Genomic DNA, 26,239 nt, shown 5'->3' on the forward strand with positions numbered 1-26,239 from the left:
GGCACTTATATAAGGAAAAGGCGCCCGATGCCGCAAGGGCATCGGGCGCCGTTAATCTACACGTTTCCGCTAACGATTACTCGTAGATGCGGAAGACGTTCAGCTCACCACCCTGCGGGATATGATTCAGGCCAGCAGCCTTCGTCATAGCCGTGGCACCGATGGCGCCAAACTTGTCCTCGAGATCGAGGCCAGCCGTCACGGGAAGGCCGATCCAGCCGCCGATGCCGGAGTAAACGCCGACATACTGCTTGCCGCCGACCTTGTAGGTGATCGGGTTGCCGATGATGCCCGAACCAAGCTTGCGGCTCCACAGGACCTTACCGGAATTCCGGTCGACCGCGCGGAAGTCGCCACCCAGCGAGCCATAGAACATCAGACCACCGTCGGTGACCATGGTGCCACCCCAGTTCGGATACGGATCCGGGATTTCCCATACGGTCTTGCCGGTCAAGACGTCATACTTCTTGATCTTGCCGGTGGTGCCGGGTTTCTCAGGATACATGTACACGTTCGCGAACACGTAGACCGTGCCCTGGTTCGTGTGCGTGCGCTCCTGGGGCTCCAGCTCCATGCACCAATTGTTGGTGGGCATGTAGAAGATGTTCGGCTCTTTGGGATCCACCGAACCGGGCTGCTGGTCCTTGCCACCCATAGCAGACGGGCAGGAAGAGACGTTGCGGCCAACTTCGAGCGGAGAATGGTCACGCACCTTGATCGGACGGCCAGTCTTCATGTCGACCTTCTCGGCCCAGTCCGTCGTCACGTATTTCGTGGCGCGGAGGAGGGTACCGTCGGTACGATCCATGACATAGGCGAAGCCGTTACGATCGAAGTGAGTGAGAGCCTTCACCTTCTTACCGTCGATATCCATGTCGGTAAGGAAGTTCTCGTTGACGCCGTCATAGTCCCACTGATCGAAGGGGGTCATCTGGTAGGCCCAGACCGCCTCGCCGTTCTCAACCTTACGGGCGAAGATGGTCATCGACCACTTGTTGTCGAACTCACCAGTGTTGCACTCTTCGTGGGTCTTGTCGGGGCAACGATAGGACGGGCTCCACAGGCCGGGGTTACCGGTCGAGTAGTAGACCAGCTTCAGCTCCGGATCATAGGAGAACCAACCCCAGGCAGCGCCGCCGCCGATCTTGTAGTCCTCACCAGGGAAGGTCTTGATACCAAGATCTTCACCAGCCTGGCCGAAATGCGGGTTGGCCTTGTTGGTCTCGGGGGTCAGGCACACGTCCGCGTCGGAACCCGTGCTGTGGCACACCCAAGCCTCAGAGCCGTCCTTAAGGTTCCAAGCCGCAACGCGTCCGCGAGCTGCGAACTCGTCACCGCCGAAGCCCGAGAACACCTTGTTGTCGACAATGATCGGAGCCGAAGTGATCGTCTCACCCTTCTCGGGGTAAGCGAACTTGACCACCCAGACTTCCTTGCCGGTCTGGCCATCGAGGGCAATGATGAAGCCGTCGAGAGTGCCATACACGAACTTGCCGTCGGCATAGGAGCCGCCACGGTTGACGGTGTCGCAGCAAGCGCGCGGCACAGCCGACTCGTCACGGTCGGTCTTCTTCACGTACGACCACACCTGCTTCGGGTTGTCAGGATCGGTAAGATCGAGCGCCTGCACAACGTTGCAGTTGGCCATGGACGGGCAGCCCGAGATCATGAACAGCATGGTCTTGCCACCGACGTCCTTGATCACGAGCGGCTGACCTTCATGACCGCGGAGGGCGTTGGTGCCCTGCAGCCACGACATCTGCAGCTTGTTGACGTTCTTGGTATTGATGTCGGCGAGCGTGCTGTGACGCGTAACCGCGAAGTCACGAGCGGGGGCTGGCCACTGGTCGGGGTCAGCCATGCGCTTCAGCTGCTCTTCGTCTGTGTTTGCCATTGCCTGACCGGAAAGGCCCATCGTCACGGCGACGATGGTCCCGGCCAGAACACCAAACTTCATTTTCATATCGTTCTCCTCTCCCTAGCTACTCAGTTCACCGAACGAAAGCTGAGCTATTCTGTGTGTTGCTTGGGTAACGTTTCACCCTTGAGCGAAATGCCAAGAGAGCACCGAGCCCTTGCAAGTTTTCAAGCTGTCACTGTGGATATGGGAGGATGCCCGAAAGCGGCGAAGCAAACAATTCCGCCTCGCGCCCGCTCCTGGCGGCGGGTTCTCCGATGAACACATCACGCGGTGACACCTCACGAGGAATCCAGCCTAACACGGTGTGCGATGTGGGCATTCCAGATAGTTGATCGGAATGTACATCCCACACATTGCCAAGCTGCCCGCTCATAATTGCCAAATGTCCTGCCTTTGCAAGTGAAAAGTGCTCAAGGCAATCAAATGTGCCAAATGCCATTGCGCTTCGCTGCGCTGCATCAATGGCGCGGTTCAGGGAAATTTCGTGTCAAGTCAAAATTGTGCGGAATTGGTGTGCAGCGCATCGCCGGGTTGATGCAGTTTCTGAGTGTATTGATGGGACGAAAAGGCGAACACCGAGACGCCAAGAATCAGACCTCTTAACCGGCTTGGCCGCGTCCCCTCGCCCGTGGGCCGATACCTAGTAGGGTGGCATATGGGCCGGGGCCCGGTGCTGCAACAGCATCGGGCCCCGTTCGTCTAGGAAGCTTTTCCGCGCTCACCGCGCGCGTCCGCGATGGCTGCCCAGCTCCAATTTCATTCTTTGGAGGTTTTGACCTGAGTCGTCGGGAGATGTTGGATGGCGATTCGCATCAGCTCCGGTAACGTCCGCACGCCAAGCTTGGCTTTCAGCTGCGTGCAGGTGTTGGCCACGGTCTTGTAGCTGACATGCAAATGCTCGGCGATGACGCCGTACGGCTTTCCCTCGGCGACGAGGGCGAGCGTCTGCAGTTCGCGCACCGTCATCCGCCGCAAGGGATTGGTCGTGCCCCTCGCCTCCATGAAGGCGACCTCGGAAGCCAGGTCATGGCTGAGATACGGCCGGTTCTCGCGCACTTTTTGGAACGCCTTCACCACCTCGTCGGGCGAGGTATCCTTCAACACGTATCCGGTCGCGCCCACTTCCAGCGCGCGGCTGACGATGACCGGGTCGGAGTGCATGGTGAAGACCAGAATCGGCGTGCGCTGATCGTGCAGACGAAGCCGCCGAATGAACGACAAGCCGCTGAGCGCGCCGGTACGCATGGCGAGGTCGACGATGATCACGTCAGGCTTCTGGTTGCGGTAGAGGCGGAAACCTTCGGCCAGGCTTTGTGCCTGGATGATTTCACTCACGCCGGCGTCCTCCAGGAGCTGACGGCAGCCCTGGAGGACAATGGGATGGTCGTCGATGACGAGAACCTGAGTCATGATAGCTCCCCGACCAGCTCTGGCGCTCCTGAGCGCTCTTTGCTTTCGCGTACCGGAATCTCTATGCGAATCGTCGTGCCCTTGGCAGGCGTGCTGTCGACTACACACGTCCCACCAAGGGATCGCACTCGCTCGGTCATGGTGGCAAGTCCGAACCCCTTGGGCGTCGACGGCGGGATCCCCTTCCCGTCGTCGCTGATGGTCAGATGCAGCCACGCCGCCAGCTGCGCACGACCTCTACCGCGCTTGATCGGCGTTTCCGCCAAGTCAACGCTAACGGCTTTCGGGTCGCCATGGCGAATGGCGTTGGCAATGCCCTCTTGGATGCACCGGTAGACGGTGAGGTCGATCGGCTCCCCATAGGACTTCCCGAGCTCGCCGAGGCCCAATTGAATCTGCGTGTCGGGATGACTGCGTTGGTAGCGGGCCGTGAGCTCGTCGATCAGCTCGCTGAGCGTAACGCTGCCGAGCGGCCCCGGCCGGAGCTTCTTGATCAGCGCCCGGTTCATCGCCTTCAGCCGGTCGGTAATCGTGAGAATTTCGCCGACGCGCAGGCCTATCTCGTTGACGCGTTCCGTAAGATTCTGTGTCGAGATCCTCTGGATCGAGGACGCATTCGCGGTGATACCGAACAAACAAGGTCCCGCCTCGTCGTGAAGCTCGTTGGCGATCTCGCGCCTTTCTTCCTCCTGGAGGGTAATGAGCTGGCGGTAAAGCCTGCTGTTTTCGTCGCGCGCGGTATCGAGCGCCCCGGCCAGTGTGTTGAACCGATTGGTGATGACAGCAAGCTCCTTGACCTTGGAGGGCTTCAGCCGCGTCGCGTAGTGTCCATCCTCGAGATTGAGCATGCCCTTGGAGAGGTGCGCCAGAGGATCGAGCACGCGTCCGAGCACGACATAGAGAACCGCAAGCACGATCACATTGAGGACGAGCCACACGATGGCAATCGAGGAGAAATCCTGCCAAGCCTCGGCGATCTCGTCGGCCGGCTCGCCGACGATGACGATGGGCGTCGAACGATCCACCGTCACGACGCGGAGCGCGCGGCCACCCTTCTGCGGCCGGACCAGCGCAGCAAACCATTTCGGAACGTAAGGCCTGGCGCCATCACCGACAATGTCATGGGGCGAGGCGATCGTGAGGTGTCCGGTCACGTCCATAAACATGATGCGGACGTGGCGAAGATGCTTGAGCTGCTGCGGCAATTGCTGCTTCACCGCTTCCAAATTGTCCTGACTGGCCAGGTCGTTCAAAGTCGCGACAACGAGACGCTGGGCAACTTCGAGCGAAGCTTCCATCTCGACCCTCGTGGCCGTGCGCGTGTTGACGATCGAGATCGCGCCCGCCACGAGCGCGGCAAGGAGATTGATCGCGGCTATCGCGATAAGAACCTGCGTCCGGAGCGGGCGTTCATACCAAAGCTTTTGCAGCACGATCTCCACAATGATCGGTGGGTCACACCACCGGGAATGAGCCAATTGCAAGGGCTCTTGATGATTAGATTTAACGGCACGGGCGGCTTGCCCCGCCCCCCAACTCTCGGCGGGGGCCCAAGAAAAATCCACTGTCTCAAGGTCCTTATAGGGGATTCTTACAAGAGTCAGTGCAGGCTGGAAGGGAGGAAATAGCAATGGCAAGCCTGGAAATAGGCTTGCCAAGCATTCCCGAAACGCCTTGCTGGGCGGCGGCGGCGGACAGCGTATAACCTCTGGCGGCTAGGCCATCTCCCGCGCCTTCCCGCTGCATCGAGCGGCCCACGCCGCCGGGACCTCAAAGTCCAATGGTTATGTAGGGAAGAGCAGGAAATGCCACCTTGCGGAGAATCGCGGTGTGGCCTAGGTAGCGTTCGTTCCGGCCAGTTTCCGATGGTTTATGTCGCGGGGAGCGGAGACCCGAGGCCTAGGATTGGGCTTTCTACCGGTCCATATGGACTATTCAGAGGAGGTGCGATCAATGAAGCTGGCAACCCTGACATACCTGGCAAGTGCGCTTGCGATTGGGTTCGGTGGCGGCATCGCGCAGGCGGCCGAGATGGCCGTGGCGGCCGACAAGTGCGATAAGGCGTGGTCCATGGCCTCGCCGGGCGGCGATGCCATCTCGGAAGGCGCCACGGTGCCTTTCGTCCTGGATTACACCATGGTCGATTCGGACAAGGATGGCGCGATCAGCAAGGACGAGTTCAACAAGGCTTGCGCGGACGGCATGGTCAAGGCTGACGAGGCGACCGTCAAAGACATGGAGTAGGCTGGCCGGCCAAGGCCGCTCAGGATTTTTCTAGAGGGTATGCACTCGCTTGTGGGCACACCCTCTTGTTATGTGAAGCAGGTCAGGTGGCGCGCTTGCCGAAAGCGAGGATGCCGGCCACCGGCACGACGAAGCCGATCAGGACGGCCATGATGGTCAGCGCCGGCAGGTCGGCGTAAGAGCCGCGGCCGACCTCGAACCAATAATTGAGATATTTGGTCTGGAGCTGGCCCGCCACCAGCGCCACGTTCATCAGCGAGGCCATCAGCGCGAACCACGTGGCGCGGCGCCCGGCCGGCGCGTTGATGGCGACGAGGGTGAGAGCCGGGATCATGCTGAGCTCGGCGAACGGCGATTCCGTCGTGATGTCGATCAGCGCGATAGTCCGGGCGCCAAAACCGAGATTGGCCTCGGTCCATTGATCGAGGCGAAGCGTGAGCGCGATGTTGGGCAGCGCCAGCACCGTGCCGATGACGGTCAGCCACAGCAGCACCTTGGCGATCGGCTTGCGCGTGATGACGTCGGAGAATAGCCAGGCGCCGGCGAGCGCGAGTCCGGCGCCGATCTGGGCCAAGGTGCCGTAGAACGCCTCGTCGAAGCCGAGCATATCGATGGTGAACCAGCGATAGCCTTCGCCGACGCCCGGGGCCGAGCGGTAGAGGAAGATCACCAGCGCCGCGTAGAAGATGCGCTGGCGGAAGGCCGGATCGAGATCGGCGGTGATGCGGTAGAGCATCAAGGCGATGACCGTGAGCGAAATGGCAAACACCAGCTCCTGGCCGAGCGGCAGGCCGCCAAGGCCGATGGCCGCCACCACGGCGCCGAACACGAGCCCCCCGCCGAGTATCCGCCAATCGACGGGCTTCCGTTCGCTCGTGTCGAGGCGGACGAGGGCGGCACCGGTGACCGAGATGGCCGGGATGGCGAGGCCGAGCAGAAACACGGTCTCGTAGCTATAGATCTGCGCGAGCCAACCGGAGAGGCCCGACACTGAGAGGACGCCCGACCACAACGCCAGCCGGCCGAGCACCTGGACAAGGCCGAGCTCGCGCTCCACTTCGGCCTTCGGCTTCGGCGTGCCGTCGGGGCGGACGCGCTCCACCACCTCGGTAGTCATGGCGTCGGCGATGACGTCCTGCATGACCACGCCGACAACGATGAGAAGTTGCGCCATGACATAGAGCGCGTTCTTGCTGGCAAACGCGATCCAGCCGCCGGCGGCGCCCGCCAGGATCACAATGCCCGACGCCACCAGGCTCGCGCCGATGAACACATACATGCGACGCTGCGAACCTAAGATTGGCACGGAATCGGCGAGCTGCCCGAACACCATCTTGATGGTCCAGGGCAAGGTCAGCCAGACGGCGAGCGCGGCAAGCTCGGCCGGGGTAAAGGTCAAGGCCTCTTTGACCCAGAACGCCTCGGCGATGGCGACGAGGCCGAGCGCGCCATAGGCGTAGTAAATCATGAGGAGCGGCACGTAGCGCAACCGCATGGCGCGGACCGGCGTGATCAGCGCGGCTTTCAGCTTGTCGAGGAGGGTTCGGTCCTGAGGGGCGCTTTTGGCGGGGGAAGCGGCCGTCATCCCGGTTCCATAGCAGCCTTAACGAGAGGCCGCCTAGTTCAGCGCGGCGCGAGGTGCTGGGTCAGGTCGTGGTCCGGGACCTTGGTCAAGTCCTTCTGCAAATCCTTGACCACAAGGTCGGCGATCGGCTTGGCGAGCTTCTGCTTGAGCTCGGTGAGGACGCCGGGGGGCGCCACCAACATCAGCTGGTCGAACTGGCCGCGGTCATGACCCAAGGCAAGCTCGTCGGCGACCAGCTTGACGAAATCCTCCTTCGCTGCCTGCTTGAGGTCGCGCCGCGGCTCGACGGCGGACCGGCCTGGCGTGGCGCTCTCCATGACCCGCCCGGGCCGGTCGCGGTCAAGATCGCTGGCGCGGTCGTGAAGGTCGGTGGACTCGAGGCTGGCGATGGTGCGGAAGGCGCCGTTCTCGTCGCGCTCGACAAAGCGCGCCCTGCCGCCATCGGCAATGGCATACCAAATCTTGGCTTTCTTCATGGCCTCACCGTTCATTGGGCTCGCGGAGTGTCATTATATAGGCGGCTAGGTCCTCGAGTTCAGTCTTGGTGATGGGAATCACCGGCATCGGGTGTTTGGGGATGACGATAGCCGCCATGATTGCCCCTTCGGTCTGGCCCTCCTTGCCGGCGATCTCGCGGAAGCTCGGTATGTCGACGCTGGCATGGGACTGCCCGCTGTCAACAAGATGACAATTCGAGCAGAGCCTTTGAGCGAGGTCCTTGCCGTGCTCCGGATCGGGGGCGCTGGTCACCGGACCGGCGAAAGCCGCGCTCGTGGCGAATACCGCTCCCAGGGTGAAAACAATCCGTGCGTCCATGGGTTCCTGCCATCCCTGCCGGTGCAAGTCTCCCCTTGCGCACCGTAGACTCAGGCGGCCATCGCCTTCAACCTCGCCGGATCGAGCAGATGCACGCGGCGCGCTGATTCGAGGCGCACGAGACCGATCTCCTTCAACTCGGCGAACATGCGCGACACGGTCTCGAGCGTAAGCCCGAGATAGTCGGCGATGTCGTGGCGCGGCATGGCGAGATCCAGCACCTGCCTGTCGCCCGAACGCCGCGTCATCTCCAGCAGGAAGGCGGCGAGACGCTCGAGCGCATTCTTGCGGCCGAGAAGGAGGAGGTGGTCCTGGGTGTGGCGCAAGCCGATCATGGTGCGATTGAGCAACTCGTGCACCAAGCCGGTGGAGGCGCCCGCGCTCAGTAGGCTCTGCCATTTGAAGGCGACGAGCTTGACCGGCACGACCGCCTCGGCGGAGGTGTGGTGGACGTCGTCGACCTCGAAGCCGAACATGTCGCCCGGCAGATGGAAGGCGCTGATCTGGCGGCGCCCGTCAGGAAGCAGCTTCGACACGCGCACGACACCCGAGACGAGCTTGTAGACGTAACCCGCGGTCTCGCCCTCGGCGAATATCTCGGCGTTGCGTCCAAAATTCATCGGCACGCTCGACGGGAGATAGGATTCAGGCCCTGCCGTGCGGGGCGCGGGCCGGAGCTGGCGGTGATCCCGTGGCAGTTCGGCGGTGATGGGGGTCGGCGTCAGCATCGGTGATCCTCCAAGAGATCGATTTGACCGATGTCAAAGCTACGCCTCGCGGGGGCGCGCCGAAATTCGGGCCGAACACCTAAGGGAAACTACGTAGGCGCTAGGGCCTTAGCCGGCGCTCCGGGGCACCGGCCTTGCCCAAGGCCTCGCGCACCGCGGCGAACAGGACGCCGCCAAGGAGCGGCTTTTCCACTACGCTCGTGACGCCCGCCGCGGCGGCGCGGGCCATGACCTGGCTGGTGGCGTGGGACACCATCAAGACGACGGGCATGTCGCCGCGGGAGAAGGCGCCCTCCGCGTCCCGCCCCGCCATTCGCGTAAACACGTCCTGGTCGAGCACGAGACAGCCCCGTTGCGGAATGGCCGCGGCCATCGCGGGGTGCAGAGAGTGTTCGTCGCAAAAGCGCGTCGTGAAGCCTTCGAGCTCGAGGGAGAAGCGCAACGAATCGGCGAGGACGCCGTCGCTTACCGCGATGAATATGGTTTCGGTTTCCGGCAATCGATTCTCCGCACACGGGCGTCGTGGCCCGCTGCCGCGGACCGTGGTTCATGGCGGAAGATTATGCGTGGGGCGGAGAGGCGCCTTGAGCCAGGTCAAGCGCCTAAGCGCTAGTTTCGGCACGATTCCGCGCGCGGCGGTTATTTCTGCGCGTTTCTATCGGCCGGCAGCTTTGCCTGAATCGCCATGCGAATCAGCTTCGACAGGGTCTTGGCCTGCATCTTGGCCATGAGGTTGGCGCGATAGACCTCGACCGTCCGTGGGCTGATGCCGAGATCCTGGGCGATGATCTTGTTGGGGTTGCCGCTGACCAGGCCTTCGAGCACCTGCCGCTCACGCTCGGACAGGGTGGCGATCCTGGCGGCGATGGCAGGCCCGTTCCCCTCATCGGCGCCGCGCTCGAGGGCGCCATGGACCGCGCTCAAGATCGTCTCCTCGTCGAACGGCTTCTCGATGAAATCCGCGGCCCCGGCCTTCATCGCCTCAACCGCCAAGGCCACGTCCCCATGGCCGGTGATGACGATGGCGGGAAGGCTGCCCCCTTTGGCTCTCACTTTGTGAAGCAACTCGATGCCCGTCATGTCCGGCATGCGCACATCGGTGATCAGGCAGCCGTCCTGTACGCCTGGGAACCCGGCAAGAAAGGCGCTCGCCGAGTCGTAGACGCGCACCGCCAAGCCCGCCGCGCTCAACATGAAGGCGAGCGATTGGCGCACGGCCTCGTCGTCATCGACGATATGGACCACGCGGTTATCCGGCATGGGACGTGTCCTCAGGTGAGGCAGATAACAAGGTGAAGCAGAACACAGTCCCGCCGCCGGGATTCGGCTCCGCCCAGATCCTACCGCCATGCGCCTCGATGATGCGCTTTGAGATAGACAGGCCAACCCCCATACCCGCCGCTTTGGTCGTCACGAACGGCTGAAACAGCCGATCGGCGATCGTCGGACTCAGGCCTTGGCCGGTGTCTGCCACCCTGACTTCGATCATGTCGCCGTCCACGGCGGCGGTGGTCACGAGCAACAGCTTGCGGTCGCAGCCATGCATGGCCTCGATCCCGTTGCGCATGAGGTTGAGCAAGACCTGCTGGATCTGGACCTTCTCGACCATGACCGCATCGGTATGGCTCTCGAAGCGAAATAGGGCTTTGACCCCCTCCTCCCTGGCGCCCACCAGCGCGAGCGCGCTCGCTTCCTCGACGAGCTTGTTGATGTTCTCGGCCTGCTTCTCGGTTTCGCCCCGCGCCACGAACTCGCGGAGCTGGCGGATGATCTGTCCGGCGCGCAAGGTCTGCTTCGTCGTCTCGCCTAGCGCATCACGAACTTTCGGCGCGTTCGGATGGTCAATGCCTTCCAGCAGCCGGCCGCACCCTTGAAGGTAGTTCGAGATCGCCGACAGCGGCTGATTTAGCTCATGCGCCAAGGTCGACGCCATCTCGCCCATTGCGGTCAGCCGCGACAGGCGGGCGAGCTCGGTTTGCAGCTCCTGCAACTGATGCGCCGTTTGCTGCCGCTCGGTGAGGTCGCTGACGAAGCCCGTGAAGAAGCGGCGCTCGCCCGATCGCATCTCGCCGACCTCGAGTTTCATAGGAAAGGTCGATCCATCCGCGCGCTGGCCGGTGACCACACGGTCTATACCAATGATGCGCTTCTCGCCCGTGGTCAAATAACGGGAAATGTACCGGTCGTGTTCCTCCCGATAGGGGCTTGGCATCAGCATGGACACGTTCGCTCCGGCCACTTCCGGCTCCGTGTAGCCGAAGAGCCGCTCCGCGGCAGCGCTGAACGATTGGATGACGCCCTCTTCGTCGATGACGACGGTGGCGTCCGGCACGGTGTCAAGGATCGAGCGGAGATGAGCTTCACGCGCGCGCAAGTCGCGTAAATGCTTGCGATTGCGGATTCGGGTGCGGCGGAGCAGTTCGCCAAAAAACGAGACGCCGCAACCCACGATTACAAAGAAGACGGCGACGGCAAGCTCGGGACTGGAAAATTCGCCACTAACTCTAATAAGGGCCAATCCCAGCAGCGAACTCAGCAGCGTCGCTACCAAACCAGGACCCAATCCTCCAACGCCCGCGGCTAACAGGACGGCGGGTATGAAGGCGAGAAACGCTGCATGCTCCTGTAGCCACGGATGCAGCCCCCAGCGCAACATGAGGGCAAGACCAACGGCGCCGATCGCGGCCCAGTAGTGAGCTGCGGAGGTCTCCGGATCGAGCAGCGCGCGCCGGTATCGCTCGACGCCGCCTTCCCCTGGGCGTCTGTCAAGGGGCCTCTGCATGGGGCGAATTCTATCCTCCTGCGGCACGACGTAAAACAAGCTCTACGTCCGTCAACGCCGAGTATCGCAACTCTGTTAGCCCTAGTGTGTTAGCTTTGTGTATGCCGCAGTACAGGCGCACAGGAGGACAACATGGCCCCAAACGACGCCGAAATGCCGGACCACCAGGCTCTGAAGGAAGACATCCAGGAAATAGCACAGCGCCTGTCGACGCTTCGCCACGCAGTGGAGAATCTCACACGCTCGATCGGACGCGCAGGCAGCCATCAGGCCGATGCGCTTCAGGATCAGGCGAGCGAGCTTCTGTGCGCGGTGGAGGACTCCGTCAGGCGCGAACCCGTCAAGTCGCTCAGCATCGCGCTCGGCGCCGGCTTCCTGCTCGGCGTGCTGATGCGGCGCTAGGGAGCCGTTCCTTACCGTCCTATTTTGCGCACATTGCCGCGATGGAATTCAGGTGTGTAAAGAAAAGAGGCGCCCCATGCAGATTCCCCTGGAGGTCAAATTCCGCAACATGGACCCCTCGCCAGCCGTCGAGGCGCGCATCCGCGAGAAAGCGGCGAAGCTCGAGCGCTTCCACGACCGCATTATCGGCTGCACCGTCGTGGTCGAGGCGCCGCACCGGCATCAGCACAAGGGCAAGTTATACCGCGTGCATATCGACATCAGCGTGCCGGGCAAGGATCTCGTCGTCGACCGCGCAAAGCCTCTCGATCACGCCCACGAAGATGTCTACGTCGCCTTGCGCGATGCCTTCAACGCCGCCGTGCGGCGCCTGGAGGACCATAACCGCAAGAAGCGGGGCGATGTGAAAACGCATGTGGCGCCCTAAGGGTCCGGCCGAACGAACCGCCAGGTCAGGCTTTCCAAAAGGCCTTGACCTTGGCGAAGCGCGCATAGGCGCGCTCGGACTCTTCCAGCCGCTTCTCAGCCTCGGCGGTGTGCGTCTCGAGGCGGACCGGCGCCTTGTCCTCACCAAGCACGATGTGCCGCGTGGCGATATCGTTGAGCGCGCCGAGGGCGCCCTGAAGGTCCTTGAGCGCCGACAGCGACTTCTCGCGGCGCTCGTCGTTCTCCTTGCCGGGAAAGGTGGCGGCGAAGAATTCGGTGGCATAGCGCAGGCGCTTGGCACGAATGCGAAGCCTGTGCCGCTCGCCCGCTGAAAGATCGCGCAAGTTCGCCCCACGTTTCTTGACCTGCCGACGCAGGCGGCGAAGCTCCTTGGCGGCATGCTCGGCGACGGAGGCCCCTGCCCTATCGCTCTCCGCCCAATGGCCCACCTCGATCCAGCCGATAATGTCGACCAGCACCAGGCGAAAGCGCTGCGATCCAACGGCGCCCGCGGCGCGCGCATAAGCGGCGTCGCGGCGCGCGGCGAACTCGCGATGGGCGGCCGCGACCTCGGCGTCGCCGGGACGCGCGGCACGCAGCGGCTCGAGCACATCGGCCGCGAAGACATCAAGATCGCGCGCCGGGCCGAGCTCCTGGGTGATCCACTTCAGCTCCTCGCCGATGCGCGCACGAACTTCGTCATCAACCACATCGGCGAACAGCGCGATGCCGGCGCGAAGGCGCCTCAGGCCTATGCGCATCTGATGCAGCGCTTCGGGGTTTTCATCGCGCACGGCCGGCGCGTTGACGACGATCTGGCGGAGACAATTACGGGCGATGGTGCGAAAGGCCTCGGCCACCGCCATGTCCGGCGAGATCGCGATACTACCCGCCTTCTCCACGGCATGATCGCCGCCGTCGACAAGCTCGAACCCGCGCTCCGCCTTGGTCTTGACGTTGAGGTTCAAGGGTATGGTTTCGGCCAGTTCGCCGGCCAATCGGAACAGCTCGCGCTTGTCTCCAGCCTTCAATTCGAGCTCGAGTTCGGATACCGGCGTCCCCGTGACCCCCGCGGTGATCTCGCCCTGGTCTATGGCCAGCTCAATTTCCGCTCCGTCGCGCCGCATTTGGAAGGTCTGGCGCCTCACCCTAGTGTGAAACCGCGGACGCAAATTGGCGCGGACTTCGGGGGTGAGGAGGGGTGCGAGCGCAGTGCCCTCCGCCGCGTCAAGATCCGGCTCGTGTGTGGGTACCTTCTGCTCCCATTCACGCCGCTCGAGAAACTGCGTCTCGTCGCGGGCGGTCTTGATCGTCTGTACATAGCCATTGCCGGTGGCACGGACCCGCAAGAAGACGCCCGCCTGACGCAGGACGTCGTCGCCGGTGTCGTAATAGATGGAGATCAGATCCCGCGTCTCGCGCGAGGCGTCGCTCGCGGTCAGCACAGGGTGCGACAAAATCCGGGACGCATCGGCGGGATCGAAGGTGAGCTTGAGCTCGACCTCCGTCCCGGCACGTTCCGACTCTGAACCTGACACAGCGAAAACTCCCGCTCCAAACACGCAGGGCGAACGCGTCACGCTATGTCATTGACGGCATTTTGCCTTCGACGCGCGTCGGCCCCTGGCGCCCACGGCGCGTCGCGACAGAGCCAACATCTGAGTGTCACAATCAAGCCCGGAATGGCGGCGGACGAAGCCGCCGTCAGGCGATTCTGACGGGGCGGCGCGGCAGAATGGGCGGCGTGGGCTTCAGTCGCGAGGGCGACGTGCGGATGGCGGCGGTAGGGGCGGCGACGAAGCTCTGGTCGTCCGACTCAAGAAGCGCGACCTGATTGCGTCCCGCGCGCTTGGCGATGTAAAGCGCGGCGTCGGCGCGGCGGAAAAGGCCGGAGAGGTCGGTGTCGACTTCCACGTCCGAGGCGACGCCGACGCTGACCGTCGCGCCGACCGCCAAACCATTGATAAACGCAGCCGACCGCGCGAAGGCGCGCCGTACCACCTCCGCCGATTCGGCCGCGGAGGGCGCGTCGGCGCCCGGCAAGATCGCCGCGAACTCCTCGCCGCCGAGGCGTCCGACGATGCCCCTGGGGCTCAGATGCTTGGCCACGGTCAAGGCGAAGACCTTGAGCACCGCGTCCCCAAGCTCATGACCATAGGAGTCATTGGTTTCCTTAAAGTGGTCGAGATCGAAGATCAGCACGGCGACCGGCGTGCCGCCAAGGATGCGGCGGTGGCCGAAGGCGTCGGCGGCTTCGAACAGCGCCCGGCGGTTTGGCAGCCCGGTTAGGCTGTCAGTAAGTGCGTTGACACGCTGTTCCTCTTCCTGACGCTCCTTGGCCATGGACAGAACGATAAACGCAAGTGCAACTCGAAGCAGCACCGTGACCAGGATCACCACCGGGAACCAGCTGCTTGAGAAAACGGCGCCGGCTTCATGAATTGGCATCGCCGCGATAAGCGGCAGCCAGGACAGGAAGCTCACGCCGGTGAGAACGAGGAGCACGACGGCCGGCCAGCGCGACGGCAGCTGCTCGCCATTGGCGTAGGCGAGCTCGACGGCTGCGCTGAAGCTGTAGGCCGCGATCAGCCCGCATAAGAGAATCAGCCGGTCGTCGAAAGTCTCCGCGTAGCCGGAGCCGGCGGCGAGTAGAAAGCCGACAGGGCCCACCAGCATGTAGATCACACTGGGACGGCGGTGTGAGAACTGCCGGCAGGCATACCACTGGATGCAGCTCGGCAAGATCATCAGGGCCTGGCCGAGAACCAGGAGACCGGAAAGACCGGCCCGCGACGAGACGGCGGCGACGACAATGCCGGCGCTCATAAGCAGCAGGGCAAAGCCCCACAAGCCGACGAAGGCCGAGCCGCCTTGGCGCGCCCAATCGAAGACGAGCACAAGCCCGAGGACGGCGGTGACCGTGACGGCCACGGCCGACATCGTCATCATGTCGAGAGGCATGGGCGCTCGCAGCTTGGGTGAAACCTCGCGCGCACACTAGCTCAGGCGGCCTCACGGCAGGCTTTATGGGGCCGCTAGATTTTCTGGATAATTTTAGGCAACGCGCTCGCGGCATCCAAAATACCGCACGGCAAAATTTCGAGCCGCAACCGGGGCTTGTCACCCGGCTAGGGCCGACGATCAGGCATCTCCGCTTTTGATGCCGCGGAAGAAATCTGCGTTACCGCCAGACGGCGAGCCGCGCCATACCGCGCTAGGCTTGTGACTTTGCCCGCTCGATGCCGGCGCGGATCAGATCGGCGGCCTCCCCGACTTCCGCCCAGCGCACGACCTTGACCCATTTGCCCTTCTCCAGGTCCTTGTAGTGCTCGAAGAAGTGCCCGATCTGCTCCATCAGGATCTCCGGCAGATCGCGATAGCTGGTCACCCGCTTGTAGAACGGATGAAGCTGATCGATCGGCACGGCGATGATCTTCTCGTCGATGCCCTTCTCGTCCTCCATGAGAAGCGCGCCGATGGGGCGTGCGCGAATGACGGCGCCCGAGGCGACCGGCGTCGGCGCAATGACCATGCAGTCGATCGGATCGCCGTCTTCCGACAGAGTGTGCGGGATGAAGCCGTAATTCGCCGGATAGAACATCGAGGTGTGCAAGAAGCGGTCGACGAACAACGCGCCCGATTTCTTGTCGACCTCGTATTTGACGGGAGACCCGCCTTGCGGGATCTCGATGATGACGTTGATCTCGTGCGGCGGGTTATCGCCCACCGGGATCTTGGGGAGGTTCATGCGCAGGCGCTCCGTTTAAGGCTCGAGATCGCCGGCCGATCTTAGGCCATCCCACGGCCTTGCGGGGTGGCAAAAACCTGGGAGTGGGCCCGCCTCTACTTTGGGCTTTGAATGGGCGCCATCTTCCCGCTAGGACTCGTCTCACATCTAAGCAAGAGGAGTGCAAATGAAGCCGATACTCTCAGCAGTTCTGCTCGCGTCTCTGGCGACGGTTTTCAGTTTCCCGGCGCATGCCGAGAAGGTGCGCTGCTCCGCGATCAGGGATTCGGCCATGTGCGTGGCGGAGCCCAGCTGCTGGTACGATGCGGCCAACAACAAGGGGTGCCTCGACGGCCCGCGGCCCGAGGAGAATGCCTGCGCCGTGCACGGGAGCGAATCCACCTGCAATACGAGCTCGCTTGGCTGCACCTGGAGTGCGGCGGGCGAGTGCGTCACCAAGACCGAATAGCGACAACCAAGAGGAGGCCAGATGATCGAGCTGCTCAGAGGCTTTCCGGAGAATGTCGTGGCGGTGAGCTGCACGGGCCAGGTCACGCGCAAGGACTATGACACCGTATTGATTCCCGCGCTCGAGAAGGCCTTGAAAGCACACGAAAAAGTTCGTCTCCTGTACGAGGCCGGTCCAGATTTCGACGGAGTCGACGCCGGCGCCGCGTGGGAGGACTTCAAGATCGGCATGGAGCACTATTTCCGCTGGGAGCGGGTCGCCGTGATCACCGACGTGGAGTGGATCAAGCACGCGGCCCGTCTGTTCAGCTTCGCCGTGCCCGGGGCCATGCGCGTCTATCCCACAGAGGAGGCGGCCAAGGCGCGGCTGTGGATCACGCAAGCCGCGTGAGACTCCCGCTCATTCGTGGCGGAGCGCGTCGATGGGGTTGAGCTGCGCAGCGCGGCGCGCGGGAAAGTAGCCGAACACGACGCCGATCACGGCGGAGAAGCCGAAGGCGATCACGACGATGGCGGGATCGAGCACGTAGGGAATATCCATGCCCGCCGAGGCGGCGCCAGCGAGCGCGAGCCCCAAGAGAACGCCGACGGCGCCCCCGAACAGCGACAGCACCACGGCCTCCACGAGAAATTGCATCAGCACTTGCGATTCCTGTGCGCCGATGGCGAGGCGGATGCCGATCTCGCGCGTGCGCTCGGTGACCGACACCAGCATAATGTTCATGATGCCGATGCCGCGGACCAGCAGGCTGACGCCGGCCACGGCGCCGAGCAAGGCGGTGAGGATGGAGGTTGTCGCGGTTCTTGTATCGGCGATCTGCTTCATGTCGGCGACGCGGAAATCGTCTTCCTCACCGGCAATGATGCCCCTGCGCTCGCGCAGCAGAAGTTCGATGTCGGCCTGCACCTTTTGCGTGTCGACGCCGTCCAGCGCCGAGACGTTTATGGTGTTGATGTCGGTGTTGCCGGCGATGCGCCGCTGATAGGTGCGGATCGGCATCAGCACCACGTCGTCGCGGTCGGTGCCGAAACCGGACTCGCCTTTGCGCTCCAGGATGCCGATGACCTCACAGGAGACATTGCTGACGCGAATGCGCTTGCCAACGGCCTCCGCCGAACCGAATAATTTATCGTGCACCGTCGCGCCGATGATGCAAACGGCGCGGCCGCTGCGCAGGTCGCCGTCGAGGAAATTGCGCCCTTCGGCAAAGCCCCAATCCTGGGTAATGACATAGTTGGCGTCAGTACCGATCGTACCTACGCTCCGGCTTTCCGAGCCATAGACCACGGTCACCGACTGCTGCGCCATGGGCGCCACGGCGCGCGCGCCCCTGAGTTGGCTGCGCAGCTCGGCGATGTCGCGCATGCTGAACGGCCTGGCGGTCGCGCTGGAGCGTCCGGGGCCCCACTGCCCGGGACGAATGAAGAGCAGGTTGCTGCCGAGCTTGGCCATCTCCACCTTGACCTTCTCGGTCGTGCCGTTGCCGATGGTCACCATGGCGATAACGGCGGAGACGCCGATCACAATGCCGAGCAAGGTAAGAAACGAGCGCAAGGCATTGCGCTTGATCGCCTGCACCGCGAGCTTCAGGGTCTCGTAGAACATCAGGCGGCTTGCTGCTCCACGGTGTCGTTCTCGATCTTGCCATCGAGGAAATGGACGATGCGGCCGGCGAACTGGGCCATTTCGGGCTCGTGCGTCACCATGAGGATGGTGATCCCCTGCTCGCGATTGAGATCGACAAGGAGGTCCATGATCTCGTGGCTCGTCCTGGTGTCGAGATTGCCGGTCGGCTCGTCGGCGAGCAGGACCGCAGGATTGGTGACAATGGCGCGGGCGATAGCGACGCGCTGTTGCTGACCGCCGGACAGTTCGGCGGGGGTGTGCAGCGCGCGGGCTTTGAGGCCGACGCGGTCAAGGGCGTCCATGGCCAGCCGGCGCCGCTCCCGCTTGCCCATGCCGCGATAGATCAGGGGCAATTCGACATTCTCCACGGCCGTGGTGCGGGCGAGGAGATTGAAGCCTTGAAACACGAAGCCGAGGTAATGCTGCCTGAGCAGCGCGCGTTCCCGCCGGTCGAGACGACCCACTTCCACGCCATTGAACAAATAATGGCCGCTGGTCGGCTGATCGAGGCAGCCGATGATATTCATGGCCGTCGACTTGCCGGAGCCCGACGGCCCCATGACGGCGGCGAACTCCCCTTCACCGATACGGAGATCGATGCCGTCCAGGGCGCGCACTTCGGCTTCGCCGTGTCCGTAGAACTTGGTAAGGTTGCGGAACTCGATCAGAGGCCGCAAAATTCTGGTGGCAACCCGCTGGTCCATCACTTGCCTGCCGCCGTATCGACGATCACGGCCTGACCGGGCTGAAGCTCGCCGGCGACGATCTGCGTGCGCTTGCCGTCGCTCGGGCCGATGGTGACGCTCACCTCTTGAGGGACGCCGCCGCTCAGCACCCACACTTTGCGCGAGGCGCCTTCGGTCGCAGTCTGCGTGCTCGGTTTGCGGAAGCGCGGCGGGCCCGGCATGATCTTCTGCAAAAAGTTCCTGTCATCGACGTCTCCGGTTCCGGCCGGCGGCGAGAAGCGCAAGGCGGCGTTGGGAACCGTCACGGCGTCGTTGACCTGCTCGGCGACAATCTCGGCGGTCGCGGTCATGCCGGGGCGGAGCAAGAGCTCAGTATTATCGGTGGTCAACACGGCCTTGTAGGTGACGACGCCCTGCACGACCTCAGAGCCGAAGCGAAGCTCGCGGATCTCGGCGACGAACGTCCTGTTGGGATAGGCATCGACGGAGAAGGTCGCCTTCTGACCTTCCTTGACACTGCCGACATCGGCCTCGTCGACATCGACCTGGACCTCCATCTTGGTGAGGTCCTCGGCAATGGTGAACAGGATTGGCGCCTGGAGGGAGGACGCCACGGTCTGCCCTGGCTCGACATTGCGGCTGAGGACCACGCCGGTGATGGGCGAACGAATGAGCGCCTTGCTGAGGTCGGTTTCATGCAGGGCGAGATCGGCGGCAGCGGCGGCGGTTTCGGCTTTGGCGCTTTCGAGCGCGGCGAGCGCCCGCTGATGCGCGGCCTCGGCGGTTTCCAGCTGCTGGCCCGCGCCGACCTTCTTGGTGACGAGCATTTGCTGGCGCTCGTGCTCAAGTTTCTTCTCCAGCACGGTCGCCTCGGCTTCGCTGACCTTGGCCTTGGCCGCGAGGAGCTTGGCCTTGGAGCTGTCGACGGCCGACTTCAACTTGTCGGTGTCGAGCTCGGCAAGTGACTGCCCCTCCTGGACGGCGCTGTTGTAGTCGACCAGAACGGTGCGGACGATGCCGGACAGCTCGCTTGAGATCTCCACCTGGTTGGTGGGCTGGACGGTGCCCGTGGCGGTGACCGTGACGGTCAGGTCGGCCTTGGTGGCGGGCTCGGTCACATAGCGGATGCCGTTGTTTGCTCCACCCGTTCCGAGCCAGAAATAGAGAAGCAGGGCGGCGGCCGCTACTAGGGCGACGATAAGCCCGGGCCGGAAACGGCGGAGCCGCGTCTCGGGCCGGTCGAGTCCAAGTACGGCCTCGATATCGGCCCTCACCTTCTCGGATTGCACGTGTTCGTTCATGGCGGCTCTTCCAATAGCTCGCAGTCCCCCGGCGCGGCCTGGATGAGCCTGCCTTTCCTCTCTGTTGTAATGCCGGATCCGGTCGCCGGAGATGAGATTTTTGTAACGAAAGCCGGCGACTGCCAGGCCGGGAAACGTTTCGACACAAATCTCGCGCACCCGAAATGTTGGGAAACCGAGCCGCCGAACGGCAGCAACGATTGGTGCCTAGCGTGAACGCGTCAACTCTGAGGAGCACCCCCACATGACCGTGTTCTTATGGGTCGTCGCGCTTACGTGCTGGAGCATCGCCGCCCTGCTGATTGCCAGCATCGCCTACCCAGACCTCTGGCAGATGTTGCGCCGCGAGCGCCACACGCGGCTTGCGTCGTAGCGATCGCCTGCCTCAGCGAACCGCAGCCGTGACCGGGGTTCGCTGCGCCAGGATCGGCTCGGCTTCGGGGTCGAGGATCCGGTAGCCGAGCAGCTTGACGCGATCGTTGATCAGGAACCAGACAAGCGCATAGCCCCAGACCAGCAGGGCCAGCTCCCAGCCGATGGCCGGCATGAGGAGCCCGTACACGGCGATGATGGTGGCGACCGTCTGCGTCCCGAACACCGCAATCAGCAGAATAGGCGCCGGCGCGATCGACCAAAACGGTCCCCGCGTGCGGGTCACGAAGATGTTGAGGTGCCCCGCCACCGACAATTTCAGATACATCAAAGTCTGGATCACGGAGCGATCAAGCTCCAGCACGCGCTCGCCGATATAGAAGAGACCAAAGGTGGCGATCACGCCGACGAGGCCAAGTATGGTCGAGATGCCGAGAACGCGGCGCATGTTCCACGCCTCCGGCTTTGGCGAGGTGCGCACGTTGTCGTAGGCGATCGATAGAATCGCGCCGTCGTTGAGGAGTGCGAGCAGCACGATCATGATCGCCGTGACCTAGAAGTTGAACACGATGATCGAGAGCGTCATGAACAAGAGGACGCGAATGGTCTCGGCGATGCGGTAGATCGTGTAGCTGTTCATGCGCTGGAAGATCTTGCGCGCCTCCTTGACGGCCTCGACGATGACCGTGAGGCCGGGCGTGAGAAGCACCATGGCGGCGGCGGCGCGGGCCGCGTCCGTTGCGCCGGACACGGCGATGCCGCAATCGGCCTTCTTGAGCGGCGGCGCGTCGTTGACGCCGTCGCCGGTCATGCCGACGATGTGCCCGTGCTTCTGCAGCACGTCAATGATGTGGAATTTGTGCTCCGGAAAGACCTGGGCGAAGCCGTCCGCCGTCTCGATGTCCTGGTCGAGCGCCGCCTGCTGATGCACCTTTGCGTCCTCGAAGCCGCTCGCGTCGAGGATGTTGGTGCCGAGCCCAAGCTGGACCGCAATTTCCTTGGCGATGGCGAGCTGGTCGCCGGTCACCATCTTGACGTCGATGCCGAGATCTTCGGCGGTGGCAATCATCTCCTTTGAGTCCGGACGGGGCGGATCGAATAACGGAAGGACGCCGAGGAACTGCCAGGACCCGTCGCCAACGGCCTTTGCCACGCCGAGCGACCGGAACCTGCGCTTGGCGAATTCGCCGGTGGCTTTGTCCACCGCGGGGCCGACCTCGGCGGCGTTGGCGGAAAGCCCGAGGATCACCTGCACCGCGCCCTTAGTGACCTTTAACGTGCTGCCGTCGGTGGCCTTGATCGTCGCCTCGGTGCGCTTGTGGACGGGATCGAACGGCTGGAAATGCTCGACTTGATATTTCTTGAGCGCCGCCGGATCCTTGACCCCGGCAATCACCGCCATGTCGATGGTGTCCTGATCCTCGGCCCGGGAGGCGAGCGCGCCGTAGAGCACAAGCTCGTCGCGCGTCACTTTGCCGATGGTGAAAGGATCGCCGAGGGTCAGCTTATTCTGGGTCAGGGTCCCCGTCTTGTCAGAGCAGAGAACGTCGACCCCGGCCAATTCCTCGATCGCCGCCAGCCGGCTGACGATGGCTTCCTTGGCGGCAAGGCGCCGCGCGCCGACCGCCATGGTCACGGACAGGACCGCCGGCATCGCCACAGGGATGGCGGCAACGGTGAGCACCAGCGCGAATTGAAGCGTGGTCATGACCGGATCGCCGCGGAACAGGGCCACGGCGAAGATCAGGGTGACGAGCGCGATGGCGATGACGATCAGATAGTCGCCGATCTTGAGCACCGCGCGCTGGAAGTGGCTCACGGTGTGCGCTTCGGCGACCAGCGCCGCGGTCTTGCCGAAAAAGGTGTTGCCGCCGGTGGCGAAGACGATGGCGTCCGTCTCGCCTTGGCGGACGATGGCGCCGGAGTAGAGCACCTCCCCTGCCTTCCGCGACACGGGAAGCGACTCGCCGGTCAGCGCCGCCTGATCGACCTCAACCGGATCGGGCCCGAGCGAGCGTGAGTCGGCCGGGACGATATCGCCAAGCCTGAGACGCACGACGTCGCCAGGCACAAGCAGGCGCGCGGCCATGTCCGACCAGCTCCCGTCGCGCAACGCGCGGGCGTGCGGCGCGAGCCGCGCCTTGAGCGCGGCGATGGCGTTGCCTGCCTGATACTCCTCCCAGAAACCGACCACGGCGTTGGCGATCAGCAGCACGAGGATGATGATGAAATCCGACCAGTGCTGCACGATGGCCGAGAGGACAGCCGCGGCCTCGATCATCCAGGGGATCGGGCCCCAGAAATAGCCGAGGAATTTGAGAAGCGGGTTGGCCTTCTTCTCGGCAAGCTCGTTGGGGCCGTATTGTCCGAGCCTGCGCGCCGCCTCGGCCTGGGTCAGGCCCTTCGGCGAGGTTGCGAGTTTCGCTTCCAGCTCCGCGAGGGGGAGCGACTTCAGATCGGCCGGCTCGGCGGATGTCGTTCCGGACACTGCCACGTCGATCGTGCTGCCTCCATGAGATCGGGACTCACCGTTCGGCCCCGAAAAGATGCCCCATCGCTTCGCCTGAGTCCCGTCAATCGGCCATCATGCCAAGCGGACGCCTGTGGATATGATGGACAAGACGGCTGTGCTGCACCTGGAGGCCCAGGTTCAGTGCCTGACCGGGCAGGATTTTGGTGGCATCATCGGTAACCTGAATACAATGTTGACCTCGCTGCCGATCTGATTCACGTCTCCGCACGCCTGTCCGCGCGGGCCGGACGACTTCACCGCCCATCATCAATACCAGGCGGCTTCGAGGATCGACCGCACGGTTCACTCTATGTTGATCCGTAGACCGGAGAATGACGACGCAAACGTTGGAGCTTTGCGGATGACAGAGACCGGGGCTAGAGCAGATGGTCCGCTGACGCTCGTCTTCGATATCGGCGGCAGCCATCTGAAGGCGGGGATTCTCTCCCCGGCCAGCGCCGTGCTCCGGGGACCAAGCGCCGTCTCAACGCCGCACCCGGCAAAGCCTGAAGCCGTCGTCGAAGGGCTGCTCGCGCTTGCCGAGCAGCTCGGCCGCCACGACCGAGTGACCATTGGCTTTCCCGGAGTCGTGCGCGGTGATGCCGTCATCACGGCGCCCAATCTCGGCACCGATTTGTGGAGCGGCTTCAAGCTCGCAGGCATCCTCCACGAGCGGCTGGGCAAGCCCGTGCGCATGCTGAACGATGCGACCGTCCAGGGCCTGGGGGCGATCTCGGGAACCGGCGTCGAATGCGTGCTGACCATGGGGACGGGCATGGGATTTGCGCTGTTCGACAACGGCCGCCTCGCGCCGCATCTCGAGATGAGCCAGCACCCAATCAAGACCGATACGACCTATGACCAATATGTCGGCGAGGACGCGCACAAGAAGATTGGCCGCAAGCATTGGAACAAGCGCGTGCGGAAAGTCATCGACATCCTCGCAACGGTGGTCAACTACGACCTGCTCTATATCGGCGGCGGTAACGCGCGGCTGATCGAGCCGCCATTGCCCGACAACGTGAAGACCGTGTCTAATCTCGATGGGATTACCGGCGGCGTGAAGGTGTGGGACAAGAAGATGGACCAGAGCTTCACCGAAACTTCATCGGCTTCTGTGACGGTGGCCTGACAACTGGAGGAGGCGTGACAGGGTGACGCAAACCCGAGACGAACTGGATCAGCTGGCGATCAATACGATCCGCACGCTGTCCATCGATGCCATTCAGAAAGCGAATTCAGGCCATCCGGGCACGGCGATGGACGCGGCGCCGACCGCCTATATTCTGTGGCAGCAATTCCTGCGCTACGACCCGACGGCTCCGCATTGGATCAACCGCGACCGCTTCGTCCTGTCGGCGGGGCACGCCTCGATGCTGCTCTACAGTCTGATCCATCTTGCCGGCATTCAGGCGGCGGAGTCCTCCTATCAAAAGCCCGGCGGCGACGCGGTCACGCTTCAAGACATCGAGACGTTCCGCGAGGAAGGAAGCCGCTGCCCGGGCCACCCGGAATACGGCTGGACCAGCGGTGTCGAATCGACCACCGGGCCGCTCGGCCAGGGCGTGGCGACGAGCGTCGGCATGGCGATGGCGGGGAAATGGCTTGCCGCCACCTACAACAAGCCGGACTTCGACATCTTCGATTTCAACGTCTATGCGCTGTGCGGCGAAGGCTGCCTGATGGAAGGCGTCGGCAGCGAGGCGGCGTCGCTCGCCGGGCACCTCAAGCTGTCGAATCTGTGCTGGATCTTCGACAACAACAACGTGACCATCGACGGTCACACCAACATCACGTTCACCGAGGACGTGGCGAAGCGGTTCGATGCGTATGGCTGGAAGATCGTCCACGTGGCGGACGCCAATGACCTCGGGCAACTGGCCGCAGCCTACAACGCGTTTCTTGCCACGGACGACCAGCCGACGATCATTATCGTGCACAGCCATATCGGCTACGGCTCGCCCGGCAAGCACGACACGCCGGCGGCACATGGGGAACCACTCGGGCCGGACGAGGTTCGCCGCACGAAGGAGTTCCTCGGTTTCGATCCCGACAAGTTCTTCGTCGTGCCGGACGGCGTGCGCGGGCACTTCACGGACGGGATGGGCAAGCGCGGCGCTGATGCGCATGCCAGTTGGGAGGCGCTGTTCGCGGACTACGCCAAGAAATTTCCCTATCTCGCCGCTGAGGTCGAGCTCATCCGCACGCGGGGCCTGCCGAAGGGCTGGGACAGCGATGTCCCGACTTTCGCGCCCGACGCCAAGGGCATCGCGACGCGCGAAGCGTCCGGCAAAGTCCTGAACGCAATCGCAGCAAAGGTGCCGTGGGTGATGGGCGGCGCTGCCGACGTGGCTGGCAGCACCAAGGTGATCCTCGGTTACGACGACGCCGGCGAGTTCCAGCCTTACGGCGAGCTCGGCGACTATAGCGGCCACAACCTCCGCTATGGCATTCGCGAGCACGCGATGTGCGCGATCGTCAACGGCATGGTGCTTACGGGGCTTCGGGCTTATGCGTCCGCCTATCTGATCTTCACCGACTATGCGCGCGGCGCCATACGCTTGTCGTCGCTCATGGACCTGCCGGTGCTGCATATTTGGACGCACGATTCCATCAGCCTCGGCCAGGACGGACCGACGCACCAGCCGATCGAGCAGCTCGTGTCGTTGCGCGCCATCCCCGGCATGATGGTGGTCCGCCCGGCCGACGCCAACGAGACGGCGGAAGCCTATCGCCTCGTCATGCCGCTCACCAACCGGCCCGCCGCGCTGATCCTGTCGCGGCAGGCGCTGCCGATTTTCGACCGCAGCACGCTTGCGCCGGCGTCAGGTCTCGCCAAGGGCGCCTACGTGCTCGCCGAGGCGGCCGGCGGCAAGCCCGACGTCATCCTGATCGGCACCGGCAGCGAGGTTTCGCTGTGCCTCGCCGCACGCGATCTGCTCGCCAAGGACAAGATCAATGCGCGAGTCGTTTCAATGCCTTGCCGCGAGCTGTTCGAGGCGCAGGACGAAGCCTATCGCGAGTCAGTGCTGCCGGCGGGGATCGCGGCGCGTGTCACCGTCGAGGAGGCCTCGCCGATCGGCTGGGACCGCTATGCAGGGCCCAAAGGCGTCGTGCTTGGCATGAACACGTTCGGCCTGTCGGCGCCGATCGAGGTCGTCAATAAGCATTTCGGCTTCACGCCGGAGCGGGTCGCGGCGGCGGCCAGAATGACTCTGGGCCTGTAGCTCTT

At 63.4% G+C, this 26,239-nt stretch carries 26 protein-coding genes; 8 read left to right on the plus strand and 18 right to left on the minus strand.

Features of this window, described 5'->3' with window-relative positions; genetic code table 11:
• Window positions 1–76 precede the first annotated feature (76 nt).
• The 3 genes from ACRECX_RS11455 to ACRECX_RS11465 all read right to left on the minus strand — a co-directional run bounded on the left by ACRECX_RS11455 (window position 77) and on the right by ACRECX_RS11465 (window position 4,764).
• Entirely contained in the window at window positions 77–1,963 is a 1,887-nt protein-coding gene (locus tag ACRECX_RS11455; RefSeq protein ID WP_431558970.1) for a PQQ-dependent dehydrogenase, methanol/ethanol family, read from the minus strand.
• A gap of 714 nt (window positions 1,964–2,677) precedes the next feature.
• Complete coding sequence (locus ACRECX_RS11460) at window positions 2,678–3,331, minus strand: response regulator transcription factor (RefSeq protein WP_431558971.1); 654 nt, start codon at window positions 3,329–3,331, stop codon at window positions 2,678–2,680.
• Window positions 3,328–4,764, minus strand: a complete 1,437-nt coding sequence (locus tag ACRECX_RS11465; protein WP_431558972.1) for an ATP-binding protein — start codon at window positions 4,762–4,764, stop codon at window positions 3,328–3,330. Before ACRECX_RS11465 ends, ACRECX_RS11460 begins: the two co-directional genes overlap by 4 nt.
• A 520-nt stretch (window positions 4,765–5,284) precedes the next feature.
• Between ACRECX_RS11465 and ACRECX_RS11470 the strand changes: the two genes are divergently transcribed.
• Window positions 5,285–5,575, plus strand: coding sequence for a hypothetical protein (locus ACRECX_RS11470; protein ID WP_431558973.1), 291 nt, complete (start codon window positions 5,285–5,287; stop codon window positions 5,573–5,575).
• 82 nt (window positions 5,576–5,657) lie between these two features.
• Here the strand turns inward: ACRECX_RS11470 and ACRECX_RS11475 are convergent, their stop codons facing one another.
• The 7 genes from ACRECX_RS11475 to ACRECX_RS11505 all read right to left on the minus strand — a co-directional run bounded on the left by ACRECX_RS11475 (window position 5,658) and on the right by ACRECX_RS11505 (window position 11,486).
• Window positions 5,658–7,160, minus strand: coding sequence for a hypothetical protein (locus tag ACRECX_RS11475; protein ID WP_431558974.1), 1,503 nt, complete (start codon window positions 7,158–7,160; stop codon window positions 5,658–5,660).
• A 38-nt stretch (window positions 7,161–7,198) separates the two neighbouring features.
• Complete coding sequence (locus ACRECX_RS11480) at window positions 7,199–7,636, minus strand: host attachment protein (protein WP_431558975.1); 438 nt, start codon at window positions 7,634–7,636, stop codon at window positions 7,199–7,201.
• Between the two features lie 4 nt (window positions 7,637–7,640).
• On the minus strand, window positions 7,641–7,976 hold the full coding sequence (locus ACRECX_RS11485; protein ID WP_431558976.1) for a c-type cytochrome: 336 nt from the start codon (window positions 7,974–7,976) through the stop codon (window positions 7,641–7,643).
• A gap of 50 nt (window positions 7,977–8,026) precedes the next feature.
• Window positions 8,027–8,704 carry a helix-turn-helix domain-containing protein gene (locus ACRECX_RS11490; protein ID WP_431558977.1) on the minus strand — a complete coding sequence of 226 codons (678 nt, stop codon included), beginning with the start codon at window positions 8,702–8,704 and terminating at the stop codon, window positions 8,027–8,029.
• A gap of 100 nt (window positions 8,705–8,804) precedes the next feature.
• A complete protein-coding gene (locus tag ACRECX_RS11495) occupies window positions 8,805–9,203 on the minus strand; it encodes a hypothetical protein (RefSeq protein ID WP_431558978.1) in 399 nt (132 codons plus the stop codon).
• A 140-nt stretch (window positions 9,204–9,343) separates the two neighbouring features.
• Window positions 9,344–9,964, minus strand: coding sequence for a response regulator FixJ (gene fixJ / locus ACRECX_RS11500; protein ID WP_431558979.1), 621 nt, complete (start codon window positions 9,962–9,964; stop codon window positions 9,344–9,346).
• Window positions 9,954–11,486, minus strand: a complete 1,533-nt coding sequence (locus ACRECX_RS11505) for a sensor histidine kinase (protein ID WP_431558980.1) — start codon at window positions 11,484–11,486, stop codon at window positions 9,954–9,956. The genes fixJ and ACRECX_RS11505 overlap by 11 nt, the downstream gene beginning before the upstream one ends.
• Window positions 11,487–11,618: 132 nt before the next feature.
• On the opposite strand from ACRECX_RS11505, the gene ACRECX_RS11510 reads away from it, so the two are divergent.
• Complete coding sequence (locus ACRECX_RS11510) at window positions 11,619–11,888, plus strand: DUF883 family protein (RefSeq protein WP_431558981.1); 270 nt, start codon at window positions 11,619–11,621, stop codon at window positions 11,886–11,888.
• A 76-nt stretch (window positions 11,889–11,964) separates the two neighbouring features.
• Window positions 11,965–12,315 carry an HPF/RaiA family ribosome-associated protein gene (locus ACRECX_RS11515; RefSeq protein WP_431558982.1) on the plus strand — a complete coding sequence of 117 codons (351 nt, stop codon included), beginning with the start codon at window positions 11,965–11,967 and terminating at the stop codon, window positions 12,313–12,315.
• A 25-nt stretch (window positions 12,316–12,340) separates the two neighbouring features.
• Here the strand turns inward: ACRECX_RS11515 and ACRECX_RS11520 are convergent, their stop codons facing one another.
• The 3 genes from ACRECX_RS11520 to ppa form a co-directional block, all read right to left on the minus strand.
• Window positions 12,341–13,852, minus strand: coding sequence for a CHAD domain-containing protein (locus ACRECX_RS11520; RefSeq protein ID WP_431558983.1), 1,512 nt, complete (start codon window positions 13,850–13,852; stop codon window positions 12,341–12,343).
• Between the two features lie 166 nt (window positions 13,853–14,018).
• The gene (locus ACRECX_RS11525; protein ID WP_431558984.1) at window positions 14,019–15,275 is read right to left on the minus strand and encodes a GGDEF domain-containing protein; all 1,257 of its coding nucleotides are present in this window, start codon (window positions 15,273–15,275) and stop codon (window positions 14,019–14,021) included.
• Window positions 15,276–15,528: 253 nt separating this feature from the next.
• Entirely contained in the window at window positions 15,529–16,062 is a 534-nt protein-coding gene (ppa, locus tag ACRECX_RS11530) for an inorganic diphosphatase (RefSeq protein WP_431558985.1), read from the minus strand.
• Window positions 16,063–16,228: 166 nt separating this feature from the next.
• On the opposite strand from ppa, the gene ACRECX_RS11535 reads away from it, so the two are divergent.
• Window positions 16,229–16,510, plus strand: a complete 282-nt coding sequence (locus tag ACRECX_RS11535; RefSeq protein WP_431558986.1) for a hypothetical protein — start codon at window positions 16,229–16,231, stop codon at window positions 16,508–16,510.
• Window positions 16,511–16,531: 21 nt separating this feature from the next.
• Entirely contained in the window at window positions 16,532–16,900 is a 369-nt protein-coding gene (locus ACRECX_RS11540) for an STAS/SEC14 domain-containing protein (protein ID WP_431558987.1), read from the plus strand.
• 9 nt (window positions 16,901–16,909) lie between these two features.
• Here the strand turns inward: ACRECX_RS11540 and ACRECX_RS11545 are convergent, their stop codons facing one another.
• The 3 genes from ACRECX_RS11545 to ACRECX_RS11555 are packed head-to-tail and all read right to left on the minus strand — an operon-like array spanning window position 16,910 to window position 20,123.
• The gene (locus ACRECX_RS11545) at window positions 16,910–18,115 is read right to left on the minus strand and encodes an ABC transporter permease (RefSeq protein WP_431558988.1); all 1,206 of its coding nucleotides are present in this window, start codon (window positions 18,113–18,115) and stop codon (window positions 16,910–16,912) included.
• Complete coding sequence (locus ACRECX_RS11550; protein WP_431558989.1) at window positions 18,115–18,840, minus strand: ABC transporter ATP-binding protein; 726 nt, start codon at window positions 18,838–18,840, stop codon at window positions 18,115–18,117. Before ACRECX_RS11550 ends, ACRECX_RS11545 begins: the two co-directional genes overlap by 1 nt.
• Window positions 18,840–20,123 carry an efflux RND transporter periplasmic adaptor subunit gene (locus tag ACRECX_RS11555; protein WP_431558990.1) on the minus strand — a complete coding sequence of 428 codons (1,284 nt, stop codon included), beginning with the start codon at window positions 20,121–20,123 and terminating at the stop codon, window positions 18,840–18,842. Before ACRECX_RS11555 ends, ACRECX_RS11550 begins: the two co-directional genes overlap by 1 nt.
• A 244-nt stretch (window positions 20,124–20,367) precedes the next feature.
• On the opposite strand from ACRECX_RS11555, the gene ACRECX_RS11560 reads away from it, so the two are divergent.
• Complete coding sequence (locus tag ACRECX_RS11560; RefSeq protein ID WP_431558991.1) at window positions 20,368–20,496, plus strand: hypothetical protein; 129 nt, start codon at window positions 20,368–20,370, stop codon at window positions 20,494–20,496.
• 12 nt (window positions 20,497–20,508) lie between these two features.
• Here the strand turns inward: ACRECX_RS11560 and ACRECX_RS11565 are convergent, their stop codons facing one another.
• Window positions 20,509–21,036 carry a hypothetical protein gene (locus ACRECX_RS11565; RefSeq protein WP_431558992.1) on the minus strand — a complete coding sequence of 176 codons (528 nt, stop codon included), beginning with the start codon at window positions 21,034–21,036 and terminating at the stop codon, window positions 20,509–20,511.
• 12 nt (window positions 21,037–21,048) lie between these two features.
• Entirely contained in the window at window positions 21,049–22,989 is a 1,941-nt protein-coding gene (locus ACRECX_RS11570; RefSeq protein ID WP_431558993.1) for a plasma-membrane proton-efflux P-type ATPase, read from the minus strand.
• Between the two features lie 379 nt (window positions 22,990–23,368).
• Between ACRECX_RS11570 and ACRECX_RS11575 the strand changes: the two genes are divergently transcribed.
• Complete coding sequence (locus tag ACRECX_RS11575) at window positions 23,369–24,139, plus strand: ROK family protein (protein ID WP_431558994.1); 771 nt, start codon at window positions 23,369–23,371, stop codon at window positions 24,137–24,139.
• 22 nt (window positions 24,140–24,161) lie between these two features.
• Complete coding sequence (gene tkt, locus ACRECX_RS11580; RefSeq protein ID WP_431558995.1) at window positions 24,162–26,234, plus strand: transketolase; 2,073 nt, start codon at window positions 24,162–24,164, stop codon at window positions 26,232–26,234.
• Window positions 26,235–26,239: the final 5 nt, after the last annotated feature.

The organism is Methyloceanibacter sp., assembly GCF_050726195.1.
Taxonomy (GTDB): domain Bacteria; phylum Pseudomonadota; class Alphaproteobacteria; order Rhizobiales; family Methyloligellaceae; genus Methyloceanibacter.